The 18905-nt window shown below is 56.2% G+C and carries 16 protein-coding genes; all 16 read left to right on the top strand.

All coding sequences use genetic code 11. The annotated features are described in order from the left end of the window. Positions 1 to 117 precede the first annotated feature (117 nt). The 16 genes from tsf (at position 118) to accA (ending at position 18879) form a co-directional block, all read left to right on the top strand. Entirely contained in the window at positions 118 to 969 is an 852-nt protein-coding gene (gene tsf, locus AS136_RS09825; protein ID WP_004151930.1) for a translation elongation factor Ts, read from the top strand. A 147-nt stretch (positions 970 to 1116) separates the two neighbouring features. Further along, entirely contained in the window at positions 1117 to 1842 is a 726-nt protein-coding gene (gene pyrH, locus AS136_RS09820; RefSeq protein ID WP_004098747.1) for a UMP kinase, read from the top strand. Positions 1843 to 1992: 150 nt separating this feature from the next. Beyond that, positions 1993 to 2550 carry a ribosome recycling factor gene (gene frr, locus AS136_RS09815; RefSeq protein ID WP_002889308.1) on the top strand — a complete coding sequence of 186 codons (558 nt, stop codon included), beginning with the start codon at positions 1993 to 1995 and terminating at the stop codon, positions 2548 to 2550. A 227-nt stretch (positions 2551 to 2777) separates the two neighbouring features. Continuing rightward, positions 2778 to 3980: a 1-deoxy-D-xylulose-5-phosphate reductoisomerase gene (gene ispC / locus AS136_RS09810; RefSeq protein ID WP_063266757.1), complete on the top strand. Its 1203-nt coding sequence runs from the start codon at positions 2778 to 2780 to the stop codon at positions 3978 to 3980. A 237-nt stretch (positions 3981 to 4217) separates the two neighbouring features. Beyond that, positions 4218 to 4976 carry a (2E,6E)-farnesyl-diphosphate-specific ditrans,polycis-undecaprenyl-diphosphate synthase gene (gene ispU, locus AS136_RS09805; RefSeq protein ID WP_012968905.1) on the top strand — a complete coding sequence of 253 codons (759 nt, stop codon included), beginning with the start codon at positions 4218 to 4220 and terminating at the stop codon, positions 4974 to 4976. A 12-nt stretch (positions 4977 to 4988) separates the two neighbouring features. Next, entirely contained in the window at positions 4989 to 5846 is an 858-nt protein-coding gene (gene cdsA / locus AS136_RS09800) for a phosphatidate cytidylyltransferase (RefSeq protein WP_008807353.1), read from the top strand. A gap of 11 nt (positions 5847 to 5857) precedes the next feature. After that, on the top strand, positions 5858 to 7210 hold the full coding sequence (rseP, locus tag AS136_RS09795) for a sigma E protease regulator RseP (RefSeq protein WP_008807352.1): 1353 nt from the start codon (positions 5858 to 5860) through the stop codon (positions 7208 to 7210). A gap of 31 nt (positions 7211 to 7241) precedes the next feature. Continuing rightward, positions 7242 to 9671 (top strand): outer membrane protein assembly factor BamA, encoded by a 2430-nt coding sequence (gene bamA, locus AS136_RS09790; protein WP_008807351.1) that lies wholly within the window; start codon positions 7242 to 7244, stop codon positions 9669 to 9671. Between the two features lie 121 nt (positions 9672 to 9792). Beyond that, positions 9793 to 10278 (top strand): molecular chaperone Skp, encoded by a 486-nt coding sequence (gene skp, locus AS136_RS09785; RefSeq protein ID WP_002889325.1) that lies wholly within the window; start codon positions 9793 to 9795, stop codon positions 10276 to 10278. A gap of 3 nt (positions 10279 to 10281) precedes the next feature. Then, positions 10282 to 11307: a UDP-3-O-(3-hydroxymyristoyl)glucosamine N-acyltransferase gene (gene lpxD, locus AS136_RS09780; RefSeq protein WP_008807350.1), complete on the top strand. Its 1026-nt coding sequence runs from the start codon at positions 10282 to 10284 to the stop codon at positions 11305 to 11307. Positions 11308 to 11412: 105 nt separating this feature from the next. Continuing rightward, a complete protein-coding gene (gene fabZ / locus AS136_RS09775; RefSeq protein WP_004145858.1) occupies positions 11413 to 11868 on the top strand; it encodes a 3-hydroxyacyl-ACP dehydratase FabZ in 456 nt (151 codons plus the stop codon). 3 nt (positions 11869 to 11871) lie between these two features. After that, a complete protein-coding gene (lpxA, locus tag AS136_RS09770) occupies positions 11872 to 12660 on the top strand; it encodes an acyl-ACP--UDP-N-acetylglucosamine O-acyltransferase (protein ID WP_008807349.1) in 789 nt (262 codons plus the stop codon). After that, positions 12660 to 13811: a lipid-A-disaccharide synthase gene (gene lpxB, locus AS136_RS09765; RefSeq protein ID WP_008807348.1), complete on the top strand. Its 1152-nt coding sequence runs from the start codon at positions 12660 to 12662 to the stop codon at positions 13809 to 13811. The genes lpxA and lpxB overlap by 1 nt, the downstream gene beginning before the upstream one ends. Next, positions 13808 to 14407, top strand: coding sequence for a ribonuclease HII (gene rnhB, locus AS136_RS09760; protein ID WP_012542806.1), 600 nt, complete (start codon positions 13808 to 13810; stop codon positions 14405 to 14407). The genes lpxB and rnhB overlap by 4 nt, the downstream gene beginning before the upstream one ends. Positions 14408 to 14424: 17 nt before the next feature. Next, positions 14425 to 17907, top strand: coding sequence for a DNA polymerase III subunit alpha (dnaE, locus tag AS136_RS09755; RefSeq protein ID WP_008807346.1), 3483 nt, complete (start codon positions 14425 to 14427; stop codon positions 17905 to 17907). Between the two features lie 12 nt (positions 17908 to 17919). Then, entirely contained in the window at positions 17920 to 18879 is a 960-nt protein-coding gene (gene accA / locus AS136_RS09750; RefSeq protein WP_008807345.1) for an acetyl-CoA carboxylase carboxyl transferase subunit alpha, read from the top strand. The last annotated feature ends 26 nt before the right edge of the window (positions 18880 to 18905 follow it).

Genomic DNA, 18905 nt, shown 5'->3' with positions numbered 1-18905 from the left:
AGGTTTAAGCCCTTATTAGTACCGTGTATGAATAGGGGCCCATTACAGGCCCCTTTTTTCAATTTACGCTGTTTGGCCGTTGGCCGGGCAGTATCCACATCTCCCGAGGATTTTAGAATGGCTGAAATTACCGCTTCCCTGGTAAAAGAACTGCGCGAACGTACTGGCGCAGGCATGATGGATTGCAAAAAAGCGCTGACTGAAGCGAATGGCGACATCGAGCTGGCAATCGAAAACATGCGTAAATCCGGCGCGATCAAAGCGGCGAAGAAAGCAGGCAACGTGGCTGCTGACGGCGTGATCAAAACCAAAATCGAAGGCAACTACGGTTACATTCTGGAAGTTAACTGCCAGACTGACTTCGTTGCTAAAGATGGTGGTTTCCAGGCATTTGCTGACAAAGTACTGGACGCTGCTGTTGCGGGTAAAATCTCCGACGTTGAAGTTCTGAAAGCGCAGTTCGAAGAAGAACGCGTTGCGCTGGTTGCTAAAATCGGTGAGAACATCAACATCCGTCGTATCGCTGTTCTGGAAGGCGACGTTCTGGGTAGCTACCAGCACGGTGCGCGCATCGGTGTTCTGGTTGCCGCTAAAGGCGCTGACGAAGAGCTGGTTAAGCAGCTGGCAATGCACGTTGCTGCAAGCAAGCCGGAATTCGTTAAGCCGGAAGACGTGTCTGCTGAAGTGGTAGAGAAAGAGTACCAGGTTCAGCTGGACATCGCGATGCAGTCCGGTAAGCCGAAAGAAATCGCAGAGAAAATGGTTGAAGGCCGCATGAAGAAATTCACCGGCGAAGTTTCTCTGACGGGTCAGCCTTTCGTTATGGAGCCGAGCAAATCTGTTGGTCAACTGCTGAAAGAGCACAACGCTGACGTGACTGGCTTCATCCGCTTTGAAGTGGGCGAAGGCATCGAGAAAGTTGAGACTGACTTTGCAGCAGAAGTTGCTGCGATGTCCAAGCAGTCTTAATTTTTACAAGGAGCCGCCTGAGGGCGGCTTCTTTTTGCGCCCATTTTGTAAATTCAGCCAACTGCGTATAGTGACCGCGCTGAAATGCGACATACAATGTCGCCAGAATTCTCATATCTCATTCGTTGACAGTCTCAGGAAAGAAACATGGCTACCAATGCAAAACCCGTCTACAAACGTATTCTGCTGAAATTAAGTGGCGAAGCGCTGCAGGGCTCAGAAGGCTTCGGTATTGATGCAAGCATACTTGACCGCATGGCTCAGGAGATCAAAGAGCTGGTCGAGCTGGGTATTCAGGTTGGCGTAGTAATTGGTGGTGGTAACCTGTTCCGTGGTGCTGGTCTGGCGAAAGCGGGTATGAACCGCGTTGTGGGCGACCACATGGGCATGCTGGCAACGGTCATGAACGGCCTGGCAATGCGTGATGCGCTCCACCGCGCCTATGTGAACGCTCGTCTGATGTCCGCCATCCCGCTGAACGGCGTGTGCGACAACTACAGCTGGGCAGAGGCGATCAGCCTGCTGCGCAACAACCGCGTGGTGATCCTCTCCGCAGGCACCGGCAACCCGTTCTTTACCACCGATTCCGCAGCCTGCCTGCGTGGTATTGAAATTGAAGCCGACGTGGTGCTGAAAGCGACCAAGGTTGACGGTGTGTTTACCGCGGATCCGGCCAAAGATCCTTCTGCCACCATGTACGATCAGCTGACCTACAGCGAAGTGCTGGATAAAGAGCTGAAAGTGATGGATCTGGCGGCCTTCACCCTGGCGCGTGACCACAAATTGCCGATTCGCGTCTTCAACATGAACAAACCCGGCGCCCTGCGTCGCGTGGTCATGGGCGAAAAAGAAGGCACATTGATCACGGAATAATTCCCGTCAGCGCCAAATCCGGGTAATATTCCGCTTTACTTTCGCGGGGATATTGCCCGGTGATTTTCATTAAATCTGACTATACTTAGCTCATTTTCCGACGGGTGTCCCGTCTGGTCTGACTGAGACAAGCTTTCAAGGATTCGTAACGTGATTAGCGATATCAGAAAAGATGCTGAAATCCGCATGGAAAAATGCGTCGAAGCATTCAAAAACCAAATCAGCAAAATTCGCACGGGTCGTGCTTCTCCGAGCCTGCTGGACGGGATTGTTGTTGAATACTACGGTACGCCGACTCCGCTGCGCCAGCTGGCCAGCGTCACCGTCGAAGACTCCCGTACCCTGAAAATCAACGTCTTTGACCGTTCTATGTCTGCGGCCGTTGAAAAAGCGATCATGGCGTCTGACCTCGGTCTGAACCCAAGCTCCGCCGGCAGCGATATTCGTGTTCCGCTGCCGCCGCTGACCGAAGAGCGTCGTAAAGATCTGACCAAGATCGTCCGTGGCGAAGCTGAGCAGGCGCGTGTCGCCGTGCGTAACGTTCGCCGTGACGCGAACGACAAAGTTAAAGCGCTGCTGAAAGAGAAAGAGATCAGCGAAGATGACGATCGCCGTTCTCAGGACGACGTGCAGAAAATGACTGACGCCGCCATCAAGAAAGTTGACGCGGCGCTGGCAGATAAAGAAGCGGAACTGATGCAGTTCTGATGCTCTGCTGTTGCTCGGGCCGATACTTCCTGGCCTGAGTAAAATCTGAAACGCCGTACAGAAGACTGTACGCTCAATTCTCGGGATTGCGTTGAGCCGGCTGGCCTTGTAGCCTTTAGCGCTAAGTTGAAGGCCTGATGCCGCCGCCTTATCCCCGATAGTTGTTGCGTAGGGGCTTGCTGGCGGCGTTTTGCTTTTTATTCTGTTTCCTTTCTTCTGGACGTCTCATGAAGCAATTAACCGTTCTCGGTTCGACCGGCTCCATTGGCTGTAGCACGCTGGACGTGGTACGCCATAACCCTGGTTGCTTTTCCGTCGCCGCGCTGGTCGCGGGGAAAAACGTTGACCGCATGGTTGAACAATGCCTGGAATTTACTCCGCGTTACGCCGTGATGGATGATGCGCAAAGCGCTGAGCGGTTGCGCATCCGTCTGCATGAGCATGGCTGCCGTACCGAAGTGCTGAGCGGCCAGCAGGCGGCGGCTGAGGTCGCGGCGCTGGATGAGGTCGATCAGGTGATGGCGGCAATCGTCGGCGCGGCGGGGCTGGTACCGACGCTGGCGGCGATCCGCGCCGGGAAAACCGTGTTGTTGGCGAATAAAGAATCGCTGGTGACCTGCGGTCGCTTGTTCATGGAGGCCGTTCAGCGGTCGAGGGCGCGATTGCTGCCGGTCGATAGCGAACATAACGCGATTTTTCAGAGTATGCCGGAGACAATTCAACAGCATCTGGGATACGCTGACCTCACCCGGAATGGCGTCTCGTCCATTCTGTTAACCGGTTCCGGGGGGCCTTTCCGCGAGACGGACGTGGCTGAACTATCGGCGATGACCCCGGATCAGGCCTGCCGCCATCCCAACTGGTCGATGGGACGTAAGATCTCCGTCGATTCAGCCACGATGATGAACAAAGGTCTGGAATATATTGAAGCCCGCTGGCTGTTCAATGCTTCGGCGCAGCAGATGGAAGTGCTGATCCACCCGCAGTCGGTGATCCACTCGATGGTTCGCTATCAGGACGGCAGCGTGCTGGCCCAGCTTGGGGAGCCGGATATGCGCACGCCGATTGCTCATACCATGGGCTGGCCACAGCGCCTGAGCTCCGGGGTCAAACCACTGGACTTCTGCCAGCTGAGCAACCTGAGCTTCTCCGCGCCGGACTACGCCCGCTATCCCTGCCTGAAGCTGGCGATGGACGCGTTTGACGTCGGCCAGGCGGCCACCACGGCGCTGAATGCGGCCAATGAAGAGTCGGTTGCCGCGTTTCTGCATGGCGATATCCGCTTTACCGATATTGCGGCGGTGAATCTGGCGGTGCTGGATAAGATGAACCTGCAGGAGCCGCAAAGCATTGATGATGTTCTGGTTATCGACGCTGACGCTCGTGCGGTAGCTCACCAGCAGCTTAATCGTTTGGGCGCGCAGGCGTAACGCGGTGGTATTTGTGGGCGAAAGGCTTCGGTGATATAGTCTGCGCCACCCGATCGTTGCATTTTGTTGTTAAAGATTACGGTGGCCGTGGCAAAACACGGCTTTTTTGCGTAAAGCTTTTGGTTGTTCTCTGCGATTGGCTGCAGCCCCGGCATCGGATAAAAATGCGTATCCAGCGCGGCCCGGTGGCCTCTGTTTGGTGGCTAGTTAATCCTTATTATGGACTTAAAACGCGTGATGTTGTCTGCTAATCAAACTGTCAGCGAAATATCGCCAACTCATGGCTGCCGTCATGTCGCCATTATTATGGATGGCAACGGCCGTTGGGCGAAACGGCAAGGTAAAATTCGCGCTTTCGGGCACAAGGCCGGTGCGAAATCCGTGCGTCGCGCGGTCTCCTTCGCGGCGAATAATGGAATTGAGGCGTTAACGTTATACGCGTTCAGCAGCGAAAACTGGAACCGTCCAGCCCAGGAAGTCAGCGCGCTGATGGAACTGTTCGTCTGGGCGCTGGATAGCGAAGTCAAAAGTCTGCACCGACACAATGTGCGTTTGCGGGTCATTGGCGACACCACGCGCTTCAATGCGCGCCTGCAGGAACGCATCCGCAAAGCGGAAGCGTTGACCGCAAACAATACCGGCTTAACGCTGAACATTGCGGCAAATTACGGCGGTCGCTGGGATATTACCCAGGGCGTTCGTCTGCTGGCGAAACAAGTACAGGACGGGACGCTGCTGCCTGAAGAGATCACGGAAGAGATGCTGAGTCAGCAGGTCTGCATGCATGAACTGGCTCCCGTTGATTTAGTTATTAGGACCGGGGGAGAGCACCGAATAAGTAACTTTTTGATTTGGCAAATTGCCTATGCCGAACTTTACTTTACGGATGTTCTTTGGCCCGATTTTGCTGAACAGGACTTTGAAGGTGCACTCCATGCCTTTGTTAATCGAGAGCGTCGTTTCGGCGGCACTGAGCCGGGTGGCAGTCATGCCTGATGGGGGTCACTTTTGCTGAAGTATCGCCTGATATCTGCTTTCGTCTTAATTCCCGTCGTCATTGCGGCGCTGTTCTTATTGCCGCCGATGGGATTTGCTATCGTGACCCTCGTGGTCTGCATGCTCGCCGCGTGGGAGTGGGGGCAACTGAGCGGTTTCACCTCAACGTCGCAGCGGGTCTGGCTGGCGGTGCTGTGCGGCCTTCTGCTGGCTGCCATGCTTTTTCTGCTGCCTGAATACCATTATGACGTTCATCAACCGATGGTGGAAGGTTCACTCTGGGCCTCATTCGCCTGGTGGATCGTCGCGCTGTTGCTGGTGTTATCGTACCCGGCGTCGGCGGCATTCTGGCGCCATTCCAAAGTGCTGCGCCTTATCTTCGGCATATTGACCATTGTTCCGTTTTTCTGGGGCATGCTGGCGCTGCGCGCCTGGCACTATACCGATAACCACTACAGCGGTGCGGTGTGGCTGCTGTACGTCATGATCCTGGTCTGGGGAGCCGACTCTGGCGCCTACATGTTTGGCAAAATGTTCGGCAAGCATAAGCTGGCGCCAAAGGTTTCACCGGGAAAAACCTGGCAGGGTTTTTTTGGCGGTTTGCTGACGGCGGCCGTGATCTCCTGGGCTTACGGGGTGTGGGCGCATCTTGACGTCACGCCGACGGTGCTGCTGGTCTGTTCCGTGGTGGCGGCCCTGGCTTCCGTGCTGGGCGATCTGACGGAAAGTATGTTTAAGCGCGAGGCCGGCATTAAGGATAGCGGGCACTTGATTCCCGGACACGGCGGTATTCTCGATCGTATCGACAGCCTGACGGCGGCGGTACCGGTCTTCGCCTGTCTGCTACTGTTGGTCTTCAGGACGATTTGACGGAAGGTTATATGCTGAGCGTGCTCTGGAATCTGGCAGCTTTTATCATTGCGCTTGGCGTACTGATTACGGTGCATGAGTTTGGCCATTTTTGGGTGGCGCGCCGCTGCGGCATCCGGGTTGAGCGTTTTTCTATCGGCTTTGGCAAAGCGCTGTGGCGGCGGATGGATAAGCAGGGCACGGAGTTCGTGATTGCCCTGATCCCGCTGGGCGGCTACGTCAAGATGCTGGACGAGCGCGTCGAGGCGGTGGCGCCGGAGATGCGCCACTACGCCTTCAACAATAAAACCGTCGGCCAGCGTGCGGCGGTGATTGCCGCCGGCCCCATCGCTAACTTCATTTTCGCTATCTTTGCTTACTGGCTGGTCTTTATTATCGGTGTTCCTGGCGTGCGGCCGGTGGTGGGTGAAATAACGCCCAATTCGGTTGCCGCGCAAGCACAAATTGCAAAAGGAACGGAACTTAAAGCGATAGATGGTATCGAAACGCCTGATTGGGATGCGGTGCGTATGCAGCTGGTCGCCAAAATCGGCAACCCGCAAACAATACTTACCGTCGCCCCTTTCGGGACCAATCAGCGCCAGGATAAAATCGTCGATCTGCGGCACTGGGCGTTTGAGCCAGACAAGCAAGATCCCGTGACCTCGCTGGGGATCCAGCCGCGCAGCGCGCAGATTGATACGGTGCTGGCGGAGGTCCAGACGGGCTCGGCAGCTCAGAAAGCGGGTTTGCAAGCGGGCGATCGGATCGTTAAAGTCGATGGTCAACCGTTAACGCAGTGGATGACGTTTGTTAATCTGGTGCGCGATAATCCGGGCAAAGCGCTGGCGCTGGAGATTGAACGGCAGGGGAGTGCGCTGCCGTTAACCCTGACGCCGGATGCGAAAACGGTAAAAGGTAAGGCAGAAGGGTTCGCAGGGGTGGTGCCAAAGGTCATCCCGCTACCTGAGGAATACAAGACAGTACGTCAGTACGGACCGTTTGCCGCCATCGCTGAAGCCACGGATAAAACCTGGCAGCTGATGTCACTGACGGTCAGGATGCTGGGTAAATTGATAACCGGTGATGTCAAACTGAACAACCTCAGTGGGCCGATCTCTATCGCTCAGGGGGCTGGAATGTCAGCGGAGTTTGGGTTGATTTATTATCTGATGTTCCTTGCGCTGATTAGCGTGAACCTCGGAATCATCAACCTGTTCCCACTGCCCGTACTGGATGGGGGACATCTGCTGTTTTTAGCGATCGAAAAGCTGAAGGGCGGGCCGGTATCCGAGCGAGTTCAAGACTTTAGTTATCGCATTGGCTCAATACTGCTGGTGCTGTTAATGGGGCTTGCACTTTTCAATGATTTCTCTCGGTTATAAGAGAGTTTGTTAGGAAGAACGCATAATAACGATGGCGATGAAAAAGTTGCTCATAGCGTCGCTGCTGTTTAGCAGCGCGACTGTATACGGTGCTGAAGGGTTCGTGGTGAAGGACATTCATTTCGAAGGCTTGCAGCGTGTCGCTGTTGGTGCGGCCCTCCTCAGTATGCCAGTGCGTCCTGGCGATACGGTGACCGACGATGATATCAGTAACACTATTCGCGCGCTGTTTGCCACTGGCAACTTTGAGGACGTCCGCGTCCTGCGCGATGGTGATACCCTGCTGGTGCAGGTGAAAGAGCGTCCGACGATCGCCAGCATCACCTTCTCCGGCAATAAGTCGGTGAAAGATGACATGCTCAAGCAGAACCTTGAGGCCTCTGGCGTTCGGGTGGGCGAGTCGCTTGACCGCACGACCATCGCGGATATCGAGAAGGGTCTGGAGGATTTCTACTACAGCGTCGGTAAATACAGCGCCAGCGTCAAAGCGGTTGTGACGCCGCTGCCGCGTAACCGTGTCGATCTGAAGCTGGTCTTCCAGGAAGGCGTCTCCGCAAAAATTCAGCAGATTAACATCGTCGGCAACCATGCGTTTTCGACCGATGAACTGATCTCCCACTTCCAGCTGCGCGATGAGGTACCGTGGTGGAACGTGGTCGGCGACCGTAAATACCAGAAGCAGAAGCTGGCGGGCGACCTTGAAACCCTGCGCAGCTACTATCTGGATCGCGGTTATGCCCGTTTCAACATCGATTCTACTCAGGTTAGCCTGACGCCGGACAAGAAAGGGATCTACATTACCGTCAACATCACCGAAGGCGATCAGTACAAGCTTTCCGGGGTGCAGGTAACGGGCGATCTCGCGGGCCATTCGGCCGAAATCGAAGCGCTGACCAAAGTCGAGCCGGGCGAACTGTACAACGGCGCGAAAGTAACCAAGATGGAAAACGACATCAAGAAACTGTTGGGTCGTTATGGTTACGCCTACCCGCGCGTTCAGTCGCAGCCGGAAATCAACGACAGCGATAAGACCGTCAAACTGCACGTCAACGTCGATGCGGGTAACCGCTATTACGTGCGTAAAATTCGCTTCGAAGGTAACGACACCTCCAAAGATGCCGTCCTGCGCCGCGAAATGCGCCAGATGGAAGGCGCATGGCTGGGGAGCGATCTCGTCGATCAGGGTAAAGACCGCCTCAACCGTTTAGGCTTCTTCGAAACGGTGGATACCGATACCCAACGCGTGCCGGGCAGCCCGGACCAGGTCGACGTTGTCTACAAGGTGAAAGAGCGTAACACCGGTAGCTTCAACTTCGGTATCGGCTACGGTACCGAAAGCGGCGTCAGCTTCCAGGCGGGCGTCCAGCAGGATAACTGGTTAGGTACCGGTTATGCGGTCGGGATCAACGGCACCAAAAACGATTACCAGACCTATACCGAACTGTCGGTGACCAACCCGTACTTCACCGTTGACGGTGTGAGCCTCGGCGGCCGTATCTTCTATAATGACTTCGATGCGAACGATGCGGATCTGTCTGACTATACCAACAAAAGTTATGGTACAGACGTCACGCTGGGCTTCCCGGTCAACGAATACAACACGCTGCGCGCCGGGGTCGGTTATGTTCATAACTCCCTGTCCAATATGCAGCCGCAGGTGGCGATGTGGCGTTACCTGAACTCGATGGGCCAGTATCCGGACAACACCAACGACCGGAACTCGTTCAGTGCGAATGACTTCACCTTCAACTACGGTTGGACCTATAACAAGCTTGACCGCGGCTTCTTCCCAACAGAAGGTTCGCGCGTCAACCTGAACGGTAAGGTGACCATTCCGGGCTCAGACAACGAATACTACAAAGCGACGCTGGATACCGCCACCTATGTGCCGATCGACAACGATCACCAGTGGGTAGTGCTGGGTCGTACCCGCTTTGGCTATGGCGATGGTATCGGCGGCAAAGAGATGCCGTTCTATGAGAACTTCTATGCCGGTGGTTCCAGCACCGTGCGTGGCTTCCAGTCGAACACCATTGGTCCGAAGGCGGTGTACTTCCCGTCGAGCAGCCGTCATGATGGCGATAGCGGTTATACCAATGACTGTAAGAGCACCGAATCCGCGCCGTGTAAATCCGATGATGCGGTGGGCGGTAACGCGATGGCGGTGGCCAGCCTGGAGCTGATTACCCCGACGCCGTTTATTAGTGACAAATATGCGAACTCGGTCCGTACTTCCGTCTTCTGGGATATGGGTACCGTATGGGATACTCACTGGGATTCGAACGCCTATGGCGGTTACCCGGATTACAGTGATCCGAGCAACATCCGTATGTCTGCGGGTATTGCCGTGCAGTGGATGTCGCCGTTGGGGCCGTTGGTCTTCTCCTACGCCCAACCGTTCAAAAAGTACGATGGAGACAAAGCCGAACAGTTCCAGTTTAACATTGGTAAAACCTGGTAATTGTTGGCGGCAACGGAATGCAAGTGCAGTATAGCGCTGACTGTAGGCGATAACGCGGTTATCGCCTCGCCACGCAAATAACGGTACCCCTGGGTACTCATGGGATGGTAAGGAGTTTATTGTGAAAAAGTGGTTATTAGCTGCAGGTCTGGGTTTGGCAATGGTAACTTCCGCTCAGGCGGCAGATAAAATTGCCCTGGTGAACATGAACAGCCTGTTCCAACAGGTTGCCCAGAAAACTGGCGTTTCCAACACGCTGGAAAACGAGTTCAAAGGCCGCGCTAGCGAACTGCAGCGTATGGAAGGCGACCTGCAGTCTAAAATGCAGCGTCTGCAGTCCATGAAGCCGGGCGCCGATCGTACCAAACTGGAAAAAGACGTGATGGCTCAGCGCCAGACCTTCTCCCAGAAAGCGCAGGCGTTTGAACAGGATCGCGCACGTCGTTCCAACGAAGAGCGTGGCAAACTGGTTACCCGCATCCAGACTGCTGTACAGAGCGTAGCGAAAGATCAGAGCATCGATCTGGTGGTTGACGCAAATGCCGTTGCATACAACAGCAGCGATGTAAAAGACATCACCGCTGATGTGCTGAAACAGGTTAAATAAGTAATGCCTTCAATTCGACTGGCTGATCTCGCGCAGCAGTTGGATGCAGAATTACACGGTGATGGCGATATCGTCATCACCGGCGTTGCGTCCATGCAGAGCGCGAAAACGGGCCAAATCACTTTCATGGTCAACCCTAAGTACCGTGAACACCTGGCCGCTTGTCAGGCTTCTGCCGTTGTCATGACGCAGGATGATTTGCCTTTTGCCCATAGCGCCGCGCTGGTAGTGCGTAATCCCTACCTGACCTACGCGCGCATGGCTCAAATTCTTGATACCACGCCGCAGCCGGCACAGGATATCGCGCCGAGCGCGGTCATCGATCCGTCGGCGAAGCTGGGTAACAACGTGGCGATCGGCGCTAACGCGGTTATCGAATCCGGTGTTGTACTGGGCGATAACGTGGTGATCGGCGCAGGCTGCTTCGTTGGGAAAAATACGAAAATCGGTGCCGGCTCGCGTTTGTGGGCCAATGTGACCATTTACCATGAGATTGAGATCGGCGAGAATTGCCTGATCCAGTCCAGCACGGTGATCGGCGCGGATGGCTTCGGTTATGCTAACGATCGCGGTAACTGGGTCAAGATCCCGCAACTGGGTCGCGTCATTATTGGCGATCGCGTGGAGATTGGCGCCTGCACCACCATCGATCGCGGCGCGCTGGACGATACCCTTATCGGTAACGGCGTTATCATTGATAACCAGTGTCAGATTGCGCATAACGTGGTGATTGGCGACAATACCGCGGTTGCCGGCGGCGTTATCATGGCGGGCAGCCTGAAAATTGGCCGCTACTGCATGATTGGCGGCGCCAGCGTGATTAACGGCCATATGGAAATCTGCGATAAAGTCACCGTCACGGGGATGGGGATGGTGATGCGTCCTATCTCTGAACCTGGCGTATACTCCTCCGGTATTCCGCTGCAGCCGAACAAGGCGTGGCGTAAAACTGCGGCGCTGGTGATGAATATTGACGAGATGAGCAAGCGCCTGAAAGCGATTGAGCGCAAGGTTAATCAACAAGACTAATTCATCATTTGGTCACATGACATTTCCGGCCTGTTGCATTCGCTAAAAGATTGCCGCAGGCCGTGTTATTATTGCCTTTTAGTACATTTAGACAGGAAGAGTATTTTGACTACTGACACTCATACTCTGCACATTGAAGAGATTCTGGAACTTCTGCCTCACCGTTACCCGTTCCTGCTGGTAGACCGCGTGCTGGATTTTGAAGAAGGTCGTTTTCTGCGCGCAGTAAAAAATGTTTCTGTAAACGAGCCGTTTTTCCAGGGGCACTTCCCTGGTAAGCCGATTTTGCCTGGCGTGCTGATTCTGGAAGCGATGGCGCAGGCCACCGGGATTCTGGCATTTAAAAGCGTCGGAAAACTGGAGCCAGGCGAGCTGTATTATTTCGCAGGCATCGACGAAGCGCGCTTCAAACGTCCGGTAGTACCAGGCGATCAGATGATTATGGAAGTCACTTTCGAGAAAACCCGCCGCGGCCTGACCCGTTTCAAAGGCGTCGCGCTGGTTGACGGTAAAGTGGTTTGCGAAGCGACGATGATGTGTGCGCGTAGCCGGGAGGCCTGATACGTGATTGATAAAACCGCTTTTGTTCATCCTACCGCCATTGTAGAAGAAGGCGCCGTCATTGGTGCTAACGTTCACATTGGTCCGTTTTGTATTGTTGGCGCTAACGTCGAAATTGGCGAAGGCACCGTACTGAAGTCTCATGTCGTCGTTAACGGCCATACCAAAATCGGCCGTGACAATGAGATCTATCAGTTCGCTTCCATCGGCGAAGTTAACCAGGATCTGAAATATGCTGGCGAACCGACCCGGGTGGAAATTGGCGATCGCAACCGCATCCGCGAAAGCGTCACCATTCATCGCGGCACAGTACAGGGCGGTGGATTAACAAAGGTGGGCAACGATAACCTGCTGATGATCAACGCCCATGTGGCGCACGATTGTACGCTTGGCGATCGCTGCATTCTGGCCAATAACGCAACCTTGGCCGGTCACGTATCTCTGGATGATTTCGTCATCATCGGCGGCATGACCGCAGTACACCAGTTCTGCATCATCGGCGCACACGTCATGGTAGGCGGATGCTCCGGCGTGGCGCAGGATGTTCCGCCGTTCGTGATTGCCCAGGGTAACCACGCGACGCCGTTTGGCGTCAACATCGAAGGGCTGAAACGCCGCGGCTTTAGCCGTGAGGCGATTACCGCGATTCGTAACGCGTATAAACTGCTGTACCGCAGCGGCAAAACGCTGGACGAAGCCAAACCGGAAATCGCCGAACTGGCGACTCAGCATCCTGAAGTTCAGCCGTTTGTTGATTTCTTTGCCCGTTCCACTCGCGGCTTGATTCGTTAATGGCTGAACCGCGTCCCCTGACGATTGCCCTGGTCGCCGGAGAAACCTCCGGCGATATTCTTGGTGCAGGCCTCATCCGGGCTCTCAAAGCGCGCATCCCTGACGCGCGCTTTGTCGGCGTGGCGGGGCCGCTGATGCAGGCGGAAGGGTGCGAAGCCTGGTACGAAATGGAAGAGCTGGCGGTGATGGGCATTGTTGAGGTGCTCGGTCGCTTACGCCGTCTCCTGCATATTCGCGCCGATCTTACCCGCCGCTTTGGCGAGCTGCGCCCCGATGTCTTCGTCGGCATCGACGCCCCTGACTTCAATATTACCCTCGAAGGGAATCTGAAAAAGCAGGGCATCAAAACGATTCACTACGTCAGCCCGTCGGTCTGGGCCTGGCGACAAAAACGCGTTTTCAAAATCGGCAGAGCGACCGACCTGGTGCTGGCTTTTCTGCCTTTCGAAAAAGCGTTTTATGACAAATTTAACGTCCCCTGCCGCTTTATCGGCCATACCATGGCGGATGCGATGCCGCTGGATCCTGACAAAGGCGCTGCGCGCGACCGGTTAGGGATCCCGCACAATGTGCGCTGTCTGGCGCTGCTGCCCGGCAGCCGCGGCGCGGAAGTCGAAATGCTCAGCGCGGACTTTCTGAAAACCGCGCAGTTGTTACGCGTCACCTATCCCGATTTGCAGGTGGTAGTGCCGCTGGTCAATGCCAAACGGCGGGAGCAGTTTGAGCGAATCAAAGCTGAGACGGCGCCGGATATGATCGTGCATATGCTGGACGGTCAGGCGCGCGATGCGATGATCGCCAGCGACGCCGCGCTGCTGGCCTCCGGGACGGCGGCGCTGGAGTGCATGCTGGCGAAGTGCCCGATGGTGGTTGGCTACCGCATGAAGCCGTTCACCTTCTGGCTGGCAAAGCGTCTGGTGAAAACCGACTACGTCTCCTTGCCGAATCTGCTGGCCGGTCGCGAGCTGGTCAAAGAGCTACTGCAGGATGAGTGCGAGCCGCAGGCGCTGGCCGCCGCCCTGCAGCCGCTGCTGGCCGATGGCAAAACCAGCCACGAGATGCATGAGACGTTCCGCGCGCTGCATCAGCAGATCCGCTGCAACGCCGATGAGCAGGCCGCGGACGCCGTACTGGAGTTAGCAAAACAATGATGGAGTTCGTCTATCCGCATACCCATCTGGTTGCCGGCGTTGATGAGGTTGGCCGCGGGCCGCTGGTTGGCGCGGTCGTGACCGCGGCGGTGATCCTCGATCCGGCGAAGCCGATTGTGGGTCTGAATGATTCCAAAAAACTCAGCGAAAAGCGTCGCCTGGCGCTGTGCGATGAGATTAAAGAGAAAGCGCTGTGCTGGAGCCTGGGGCGTGCCGAGCCGCACGAAATCGACGAGCTGAATATTCTGCATGCCACTATGCTGGCGATGCAGCGCGCCGTCGCCGGCCTGAGCATTGTTCCTGAGTTTGTCCTGATCGATGGCAACCGCTGTCCGTCGCTGCCGATGCCCTCTCTGGCGGTGGTGAAAGGCGACAGCCGGGTGGCAGAAATCAGCGCAGCGTCTATTCTGGCAAAAGTCACTCGTGACGCCGAAATGGCCACGCTGGACCTCGCATTTCCCCACTACGGATTTGCCCAGCATAAAGGCTATCCCACCGCTGTTCACCTGCAGAAGCTGCAGGAACACGGCGCAACAGAGCATCACCGGCGCAGTTTTGGTCCGGTGAAGCGTGCCCTGGGCCTGGCGTCCAACTAAGTCACCGGGATCTAAAGATGGCTGAACCACGTTTCGTACACCTGCGGGTGCACAGCGACTATTCCATGATCGATGGGCTGGCAAAGACCGGGCCGCTGGTCAAGAAGGCGGCCTCGCTTGGCATGCCGGCGCTGGCGATCACCGATTTCACCAACCTGTGCGGGCTGGTGAAGTTCTACGGGACGGGACACGGCGCGGGTATTAAGCCGATTGTCGGCGCCGATTTTCACGTGCAGTGCGACCTGCTCGGCGATGAGTTTACCGAGCTGACCGTGCTGGCGGCGAACAACACCGGTTACCAGAACCTGACGCTGCTCATTTCCCGCGCCTATCAGCGCGGCTACGGCGCGCTGGGGCCGTGGATTGACCGCGACTGGCTGGTGGAACACCAGGAAGGGCTGATTCTGCTTTCCGGCGGCCGTAAAGGCGACGTCGGCGTTAGCCTGATCCGCGGCAATATGCCGTTAGTGGAACAGTGCGTCGCGTTCTATGAAGAGCATTTCCCGGACCGTTATTTTCTTGAGCTGATCCGCACCGGTCGTCAGGATGAAGAGGCCTATCTCCACGCCGCCGTGGCGCTGGCGGAAGCGCGCGGCCTGCCGGTGGTGGCGACCAACGATGTCCGCTTCCTCGACACCAGCGATTTCGACGCCCATGAAATCCGCGTCGCGATCCACGACGGCTTTACGCTCGACGACCCGAAACGGCCGCGCAACTACTCGCCGCAGCAATATATGCGCAGTGAGGAGGAGATGTGCGAGCTGTTCGCCGATATCCCGGAAGCGCTGGAGAACAGCGTCGAGATCGCCAAACGCTGCAACGTCACCGTGCGGCTTGGCGAATATTTCCTGCCGCAGTTCCCGACCGGCGATATGACCACGGAAGATTTCCTGGTCATGAAATCGAAAGAGGGTCTGGAAGAGCGGCTGGAATTCCTCTTCCCGGATCCTGCCGTCCGTGCTGAAAAGCGCCCGGAGTATGACCAGCGTCTGGATATTGAACTGCAGGTGATCAACCAGATGGGGTTCCCGGGCTACTTCCTGATCGTCATGGAGTTTATCCAGTGGTCGAAGGATAACGGCGTGCCGGTTGGCCCGGGCCGCGGTTCCGGCGCCGGCTCGTTGGTGGCCTACGCGCTGAAGATCACCGATCTTGATCCGCTGGAATTCGACCTGCTGTTCGAACGTTTCCTTAACCCGGAACGTGTCTCGATGCCCGACTTCGACGTCGATTTCTGCATGGAGAAACGCGACCAGGTTATTGAGCACGTGGCGGACATGTATGGCCGCGATGCGGTATCGCAGATCATCACCTTCGGTACCATGGCGGCGAAAGCGGTCATCCGCGATGTGGGCCGCGTGCTGGGTCACCCGTACGGCTTTGTCGACCGTATCTCCAAGCTGGTGCCGCCCGATCCGGGTATGACGCTGGCGAAAGCGTTTGAAGCCGAACCGCAGCTGCCGGAAATCTATGAGGCGGACGAAGAAGTTAAAGCGCTGATCGACATGGCGCGTAAGCTGGAAGGGGTGACGCGAAACGCCGGTAAACACGCCGGTGGGGTGGTTATCGCTCCCACTAAAATTACCGACTTTGCGCCGCTGTATTGCGATGAGCAGGGGCTGCATCCGGTTACCCAGTTTGACAAAAACGACGTGGAATACGCCGGGCTGGTAAAATTCGACTTCCTCGGTCTGCGTACGCTCACTATCATTAACTGGGCGCTGGAGATGATCAACAAGCGGCGGGCGAAAAACGGCGAAGGGCCGTTGGATATCGCCGCTATCCCGTTGGATGACAAGAAAAGCTTCGACATGCTGCAGCGCTCGGAAACCACCGCGGTCTTCCAGCTTGAATCGCGCGGCATGAAAGATCTGATTAAGCGTCTGCAGCCTGACTGCTTCGAAGATATGATCGCGCTGGTGGCCCTGTTCCGCCCGGGTCCGCTGCAGTCGGGGATGGTAGATAACTTTATCGACCGTAAGCACGGCCGCGAAGAGATTTCCTACCCGGACGTGCAGTGGCAGCATGAGAGCCTGAAACCGGTGCTGGAGCCGACCTACGGCATTATCCTGTATCAGGAACAGGTCATGCAGATTGCCCAGGTGCTCTCCGGTTATACCCTCGGCGGCGCGGATATGCTGCGCCGTGCGATGGGTAAGAAAAAACCGGAGGAGATGGCCAAGCAGCGTTCTATCTTTGAAGATGGGGCGAAGAAAAACGGCGTTGACGGCGAACTGGCGATGAAAATCTTCGACCTGGTGGAGAAATTCGCCGGTTACGGATTTAACAAGTCGCACTCCGCCGCCTACGCGCTGGTCTCCTACCAGACGCTGTGGCTTAAGGCGCACTATCCGGCTGAGTTTATGGCGGCGGTAATGACCGCCGATATGGACAACACCGAGAAGGTCGTTGGCCTGGTGGACGAGTGCTGGCGCATGGGGCTGAAAATTTTGCCCCCGGATATTAACTCCGGCCTGTACCATTTCCACGTTAACGACGACGGCGAGATTGTCTACGGCATCGGCGCCATCAAAGGCGTTGGCGAAGGGCCGATCGAAGCGATCATTGAGGCGCGCAACAATGGCGGTTATTTCCGCGAGCTGTTCGACCTCTGCGCGCGGACCGATATTAAAAAGCTCAACCGCCGGGTGCTGGAAAAACTGATTATGTCCGGGGCGTTCGATCGTCTCGGTCCGCATCGCGCGGCGCTGATGAACTCGCTGGGCGATGCGTTGAAAGCCGCCGACCAGCACGCGAAAGCGGAGGCTATTGGCCAGGCCGATATGTTCGGCGTACTGGCGGAAGAGCCTGAACAAATAGAACAGTCCTACGCCAGCTGCCAGCCATGGCCTGAGCAGGTGGTGCTGGATGGTGAAAGGGAAACCCTGGGGCTATACCTGACCGGGCACCCGATTAACCAGTACCTGAAAGAGATTGAGCGCTACGTCGGCGGCGTGCGGCTCAAAGACATGCATCCGACCGATCGTGGTAAAGTGACCACGGCGGCGGGGCTGGTGATTGCGGCGCGGGTAATGGTCACCAAGCGCGGCAATCGTATCGGCATCTGTACCCTGGATGACCGTTCCGGGCGTCTGGAGGTGATGTTGTTCACCGACGCGCTGGATAAATATCAGCAGTTGCTGGAAAAAGACCGCATACTTATCGTCAGCGGACAGGTCAGCTTTGATGACTTTAGCGGGGGGCTTAAAATGACCGCCCGCGAAGTCATGGACATTGACGAAGCCCGGGAAAAATATGCTCGCGGGCTTGCTATCTCGCTGACGGACAGGCAAATTGATGACCAGCTTTTAAACCGACTCCGTCAGTCTCTGGAACCCCACCGTTCGGGAACCATTCCAGTGCACCTCTACTATCAGAGGGCGGATGCACGCGCGCGGTTGCGTTTCGGCGCAACATGGCGCGTCTCTCCGAGCGATCGTTTACTTAACGATCTGCGTGGCCTTATCGGCTCGGAGCAGGTGGAACTGGAGTTTGACTAATACAGGAATACTATGAGTCTGAATTTCCTAGATTTTGAACAGCCGATTGCAGAGCTGGAAGCGAAAATCGATTCCCTGACTGCGGTAAGCCGTCAGGATGAGAAACTGGATATTAACATCGACGAAGAAGTGCATCGTCTGCGCGAGAAAAGCGTAGAGCTGACGCGCAAAATCTTCGCCGATCTCGGTGCATGGCAGGTTGCGCAACTGGCGCGCCACCCGCGCCGTCCTTATACCCTGGATTATGTCCGCCTGGCGTTCGACGAATTTGACGAACTGGCCGGTGACCGCGCCTACGCTGACGATAAAGCGATTGTCGGCGGTATCGCGCGTCTTGATGGTCGTCCGGTGATGATCATCGGCCACCAGAAAGGTCGCGAAACCAAAGAGAAGATCCGTCGCAACTTTGGTATGCCGGCCCCGGAAGGCTACCGCAAAGCGCTGCGCCTGATGGAAATGGCCGAGCGGTTTAAAATGCCGATCATCACCTTCATCGACACCCCTGGCGCCTACCCGGGCGTCGGCGCGGAAGAGCGCGGCCAGTCGGAAGCGATTGCCCGCAACCTGCGTGAGATGTCGCGTCTGAGCGTGCCGGTTATCTGCACCGTGATCGGCGAAGGCGGCTCCGGCGGCGCGCTGGCGATTGGCGTGGGCGACAAGGTCAATATGCTGCAGTACAGCACCTATTCGGTGATTTCGCCGGAAGGCTGCGCGTCCATTCTGTGGAAAAGCGCGGATAAAGCACCGCTGGCCGCGGAAGCGATGGGTATCGTCGCACCGCGTCTGAAAGAGCTGAAGCTGATTGATTCTATCGTTCAGGAACCGTTGGGCGGCGCGCACCGCAACCCGGAAGCAATGGCAGCGAGCCTGAAAGCGCAGCTGCTGGCAGACCTGGCCGATCTCGATCTGCTCAGCGAAGAAGAGCTGCTGAACCGCCGCTATCAGCGTCTGATGAGCTACGGTTACGCCTAAGTTTTCCGCTAGCGAAAAACACTAAG

Source organism: Klebsiella sp. D5A (assembly GCF_001620885.1).
In the GTDB taxonomy this organism is placed as follows: Bacteria; Pseudomonadota; Gammaproteobacteria; order Enterobacterales; family Enterobacteriaceae; genus Klebsiella; species Klebsiella variicola.
Note: the sequence above shows the minus strand (reverse complement) of the source record. Positions and strands in the feature narration are given on the sequence as shown.

Coding starts and splice junctions, on each gene's coding strand:
- ispC (WP_063266757.1), top strand. CDS start 2,778: ATGAAGCAATTAACCGTTCTCGGTTCGACCGGCTCCATTGGCTGTAGC.
- bamA (WP_008807351.1), top strand. CDS start 7,242: ATGGCGATGAAAAAGTTGCTCATAGCGTCGCTGCTGTTTAGCAGCGCG.
- rseP (WP_008807352.1), top strand. CDS start 5,858: ATGCTGAGCGTGCTCTGGAATCTGGCAGCTTTTATCATTGCGCTTGGC.
- lpxD (WP_008807350.1), top strand. CDS start 10,282: ATGCCTTCAATTCGACTGGCTGATCTCGCGCAGCAGTTGGATGCAGAA.
- pyrH (WP_004098747.1), top strand. CDS start 1,117: ATGGCTACCAATGCAAAACCCGTCTACAAACGTATTCTGCTGAAATTA.
- ispU (WP_012968905.1), top strand. CDS start 4,218: ATGTTGTCTGCTAATCAAACTGTCAGCGAAATATCGCCAACTCATGGC.
- lpxB (WP_008807348.1), top strand. CDS start 12,660: ATGGCTGAACCGCGTCCCCTGACGATTGCCCTGGTCGCCGGAGAAACC.
- accA (WP_008807345.1), top strand. CDS start 17,920: ATGAGTCTGAATTTCCTAGATTTTGAACAGCCGATTGCAGAGCTGGAA.
- rnhB (WP_012542806.1), top strand. CDS start 13,808: ATGATGGAGTTCGTCTATCCGCATACCCATCTGGTTGCCGGCGTTGAT.
- tsf (WP_004151930.1), top strand. CDS start 118: ATGGCTGAAATTACCGCTTCCCTGGTAAAAGAACTGCGCGAACGTACT.
- dnaE (WP_008807346.1), top strand. CDS start 14,425: ATGGCTGAACCACGTTTCGTACACCTGCGGGTGCACAGCGACTATTCC.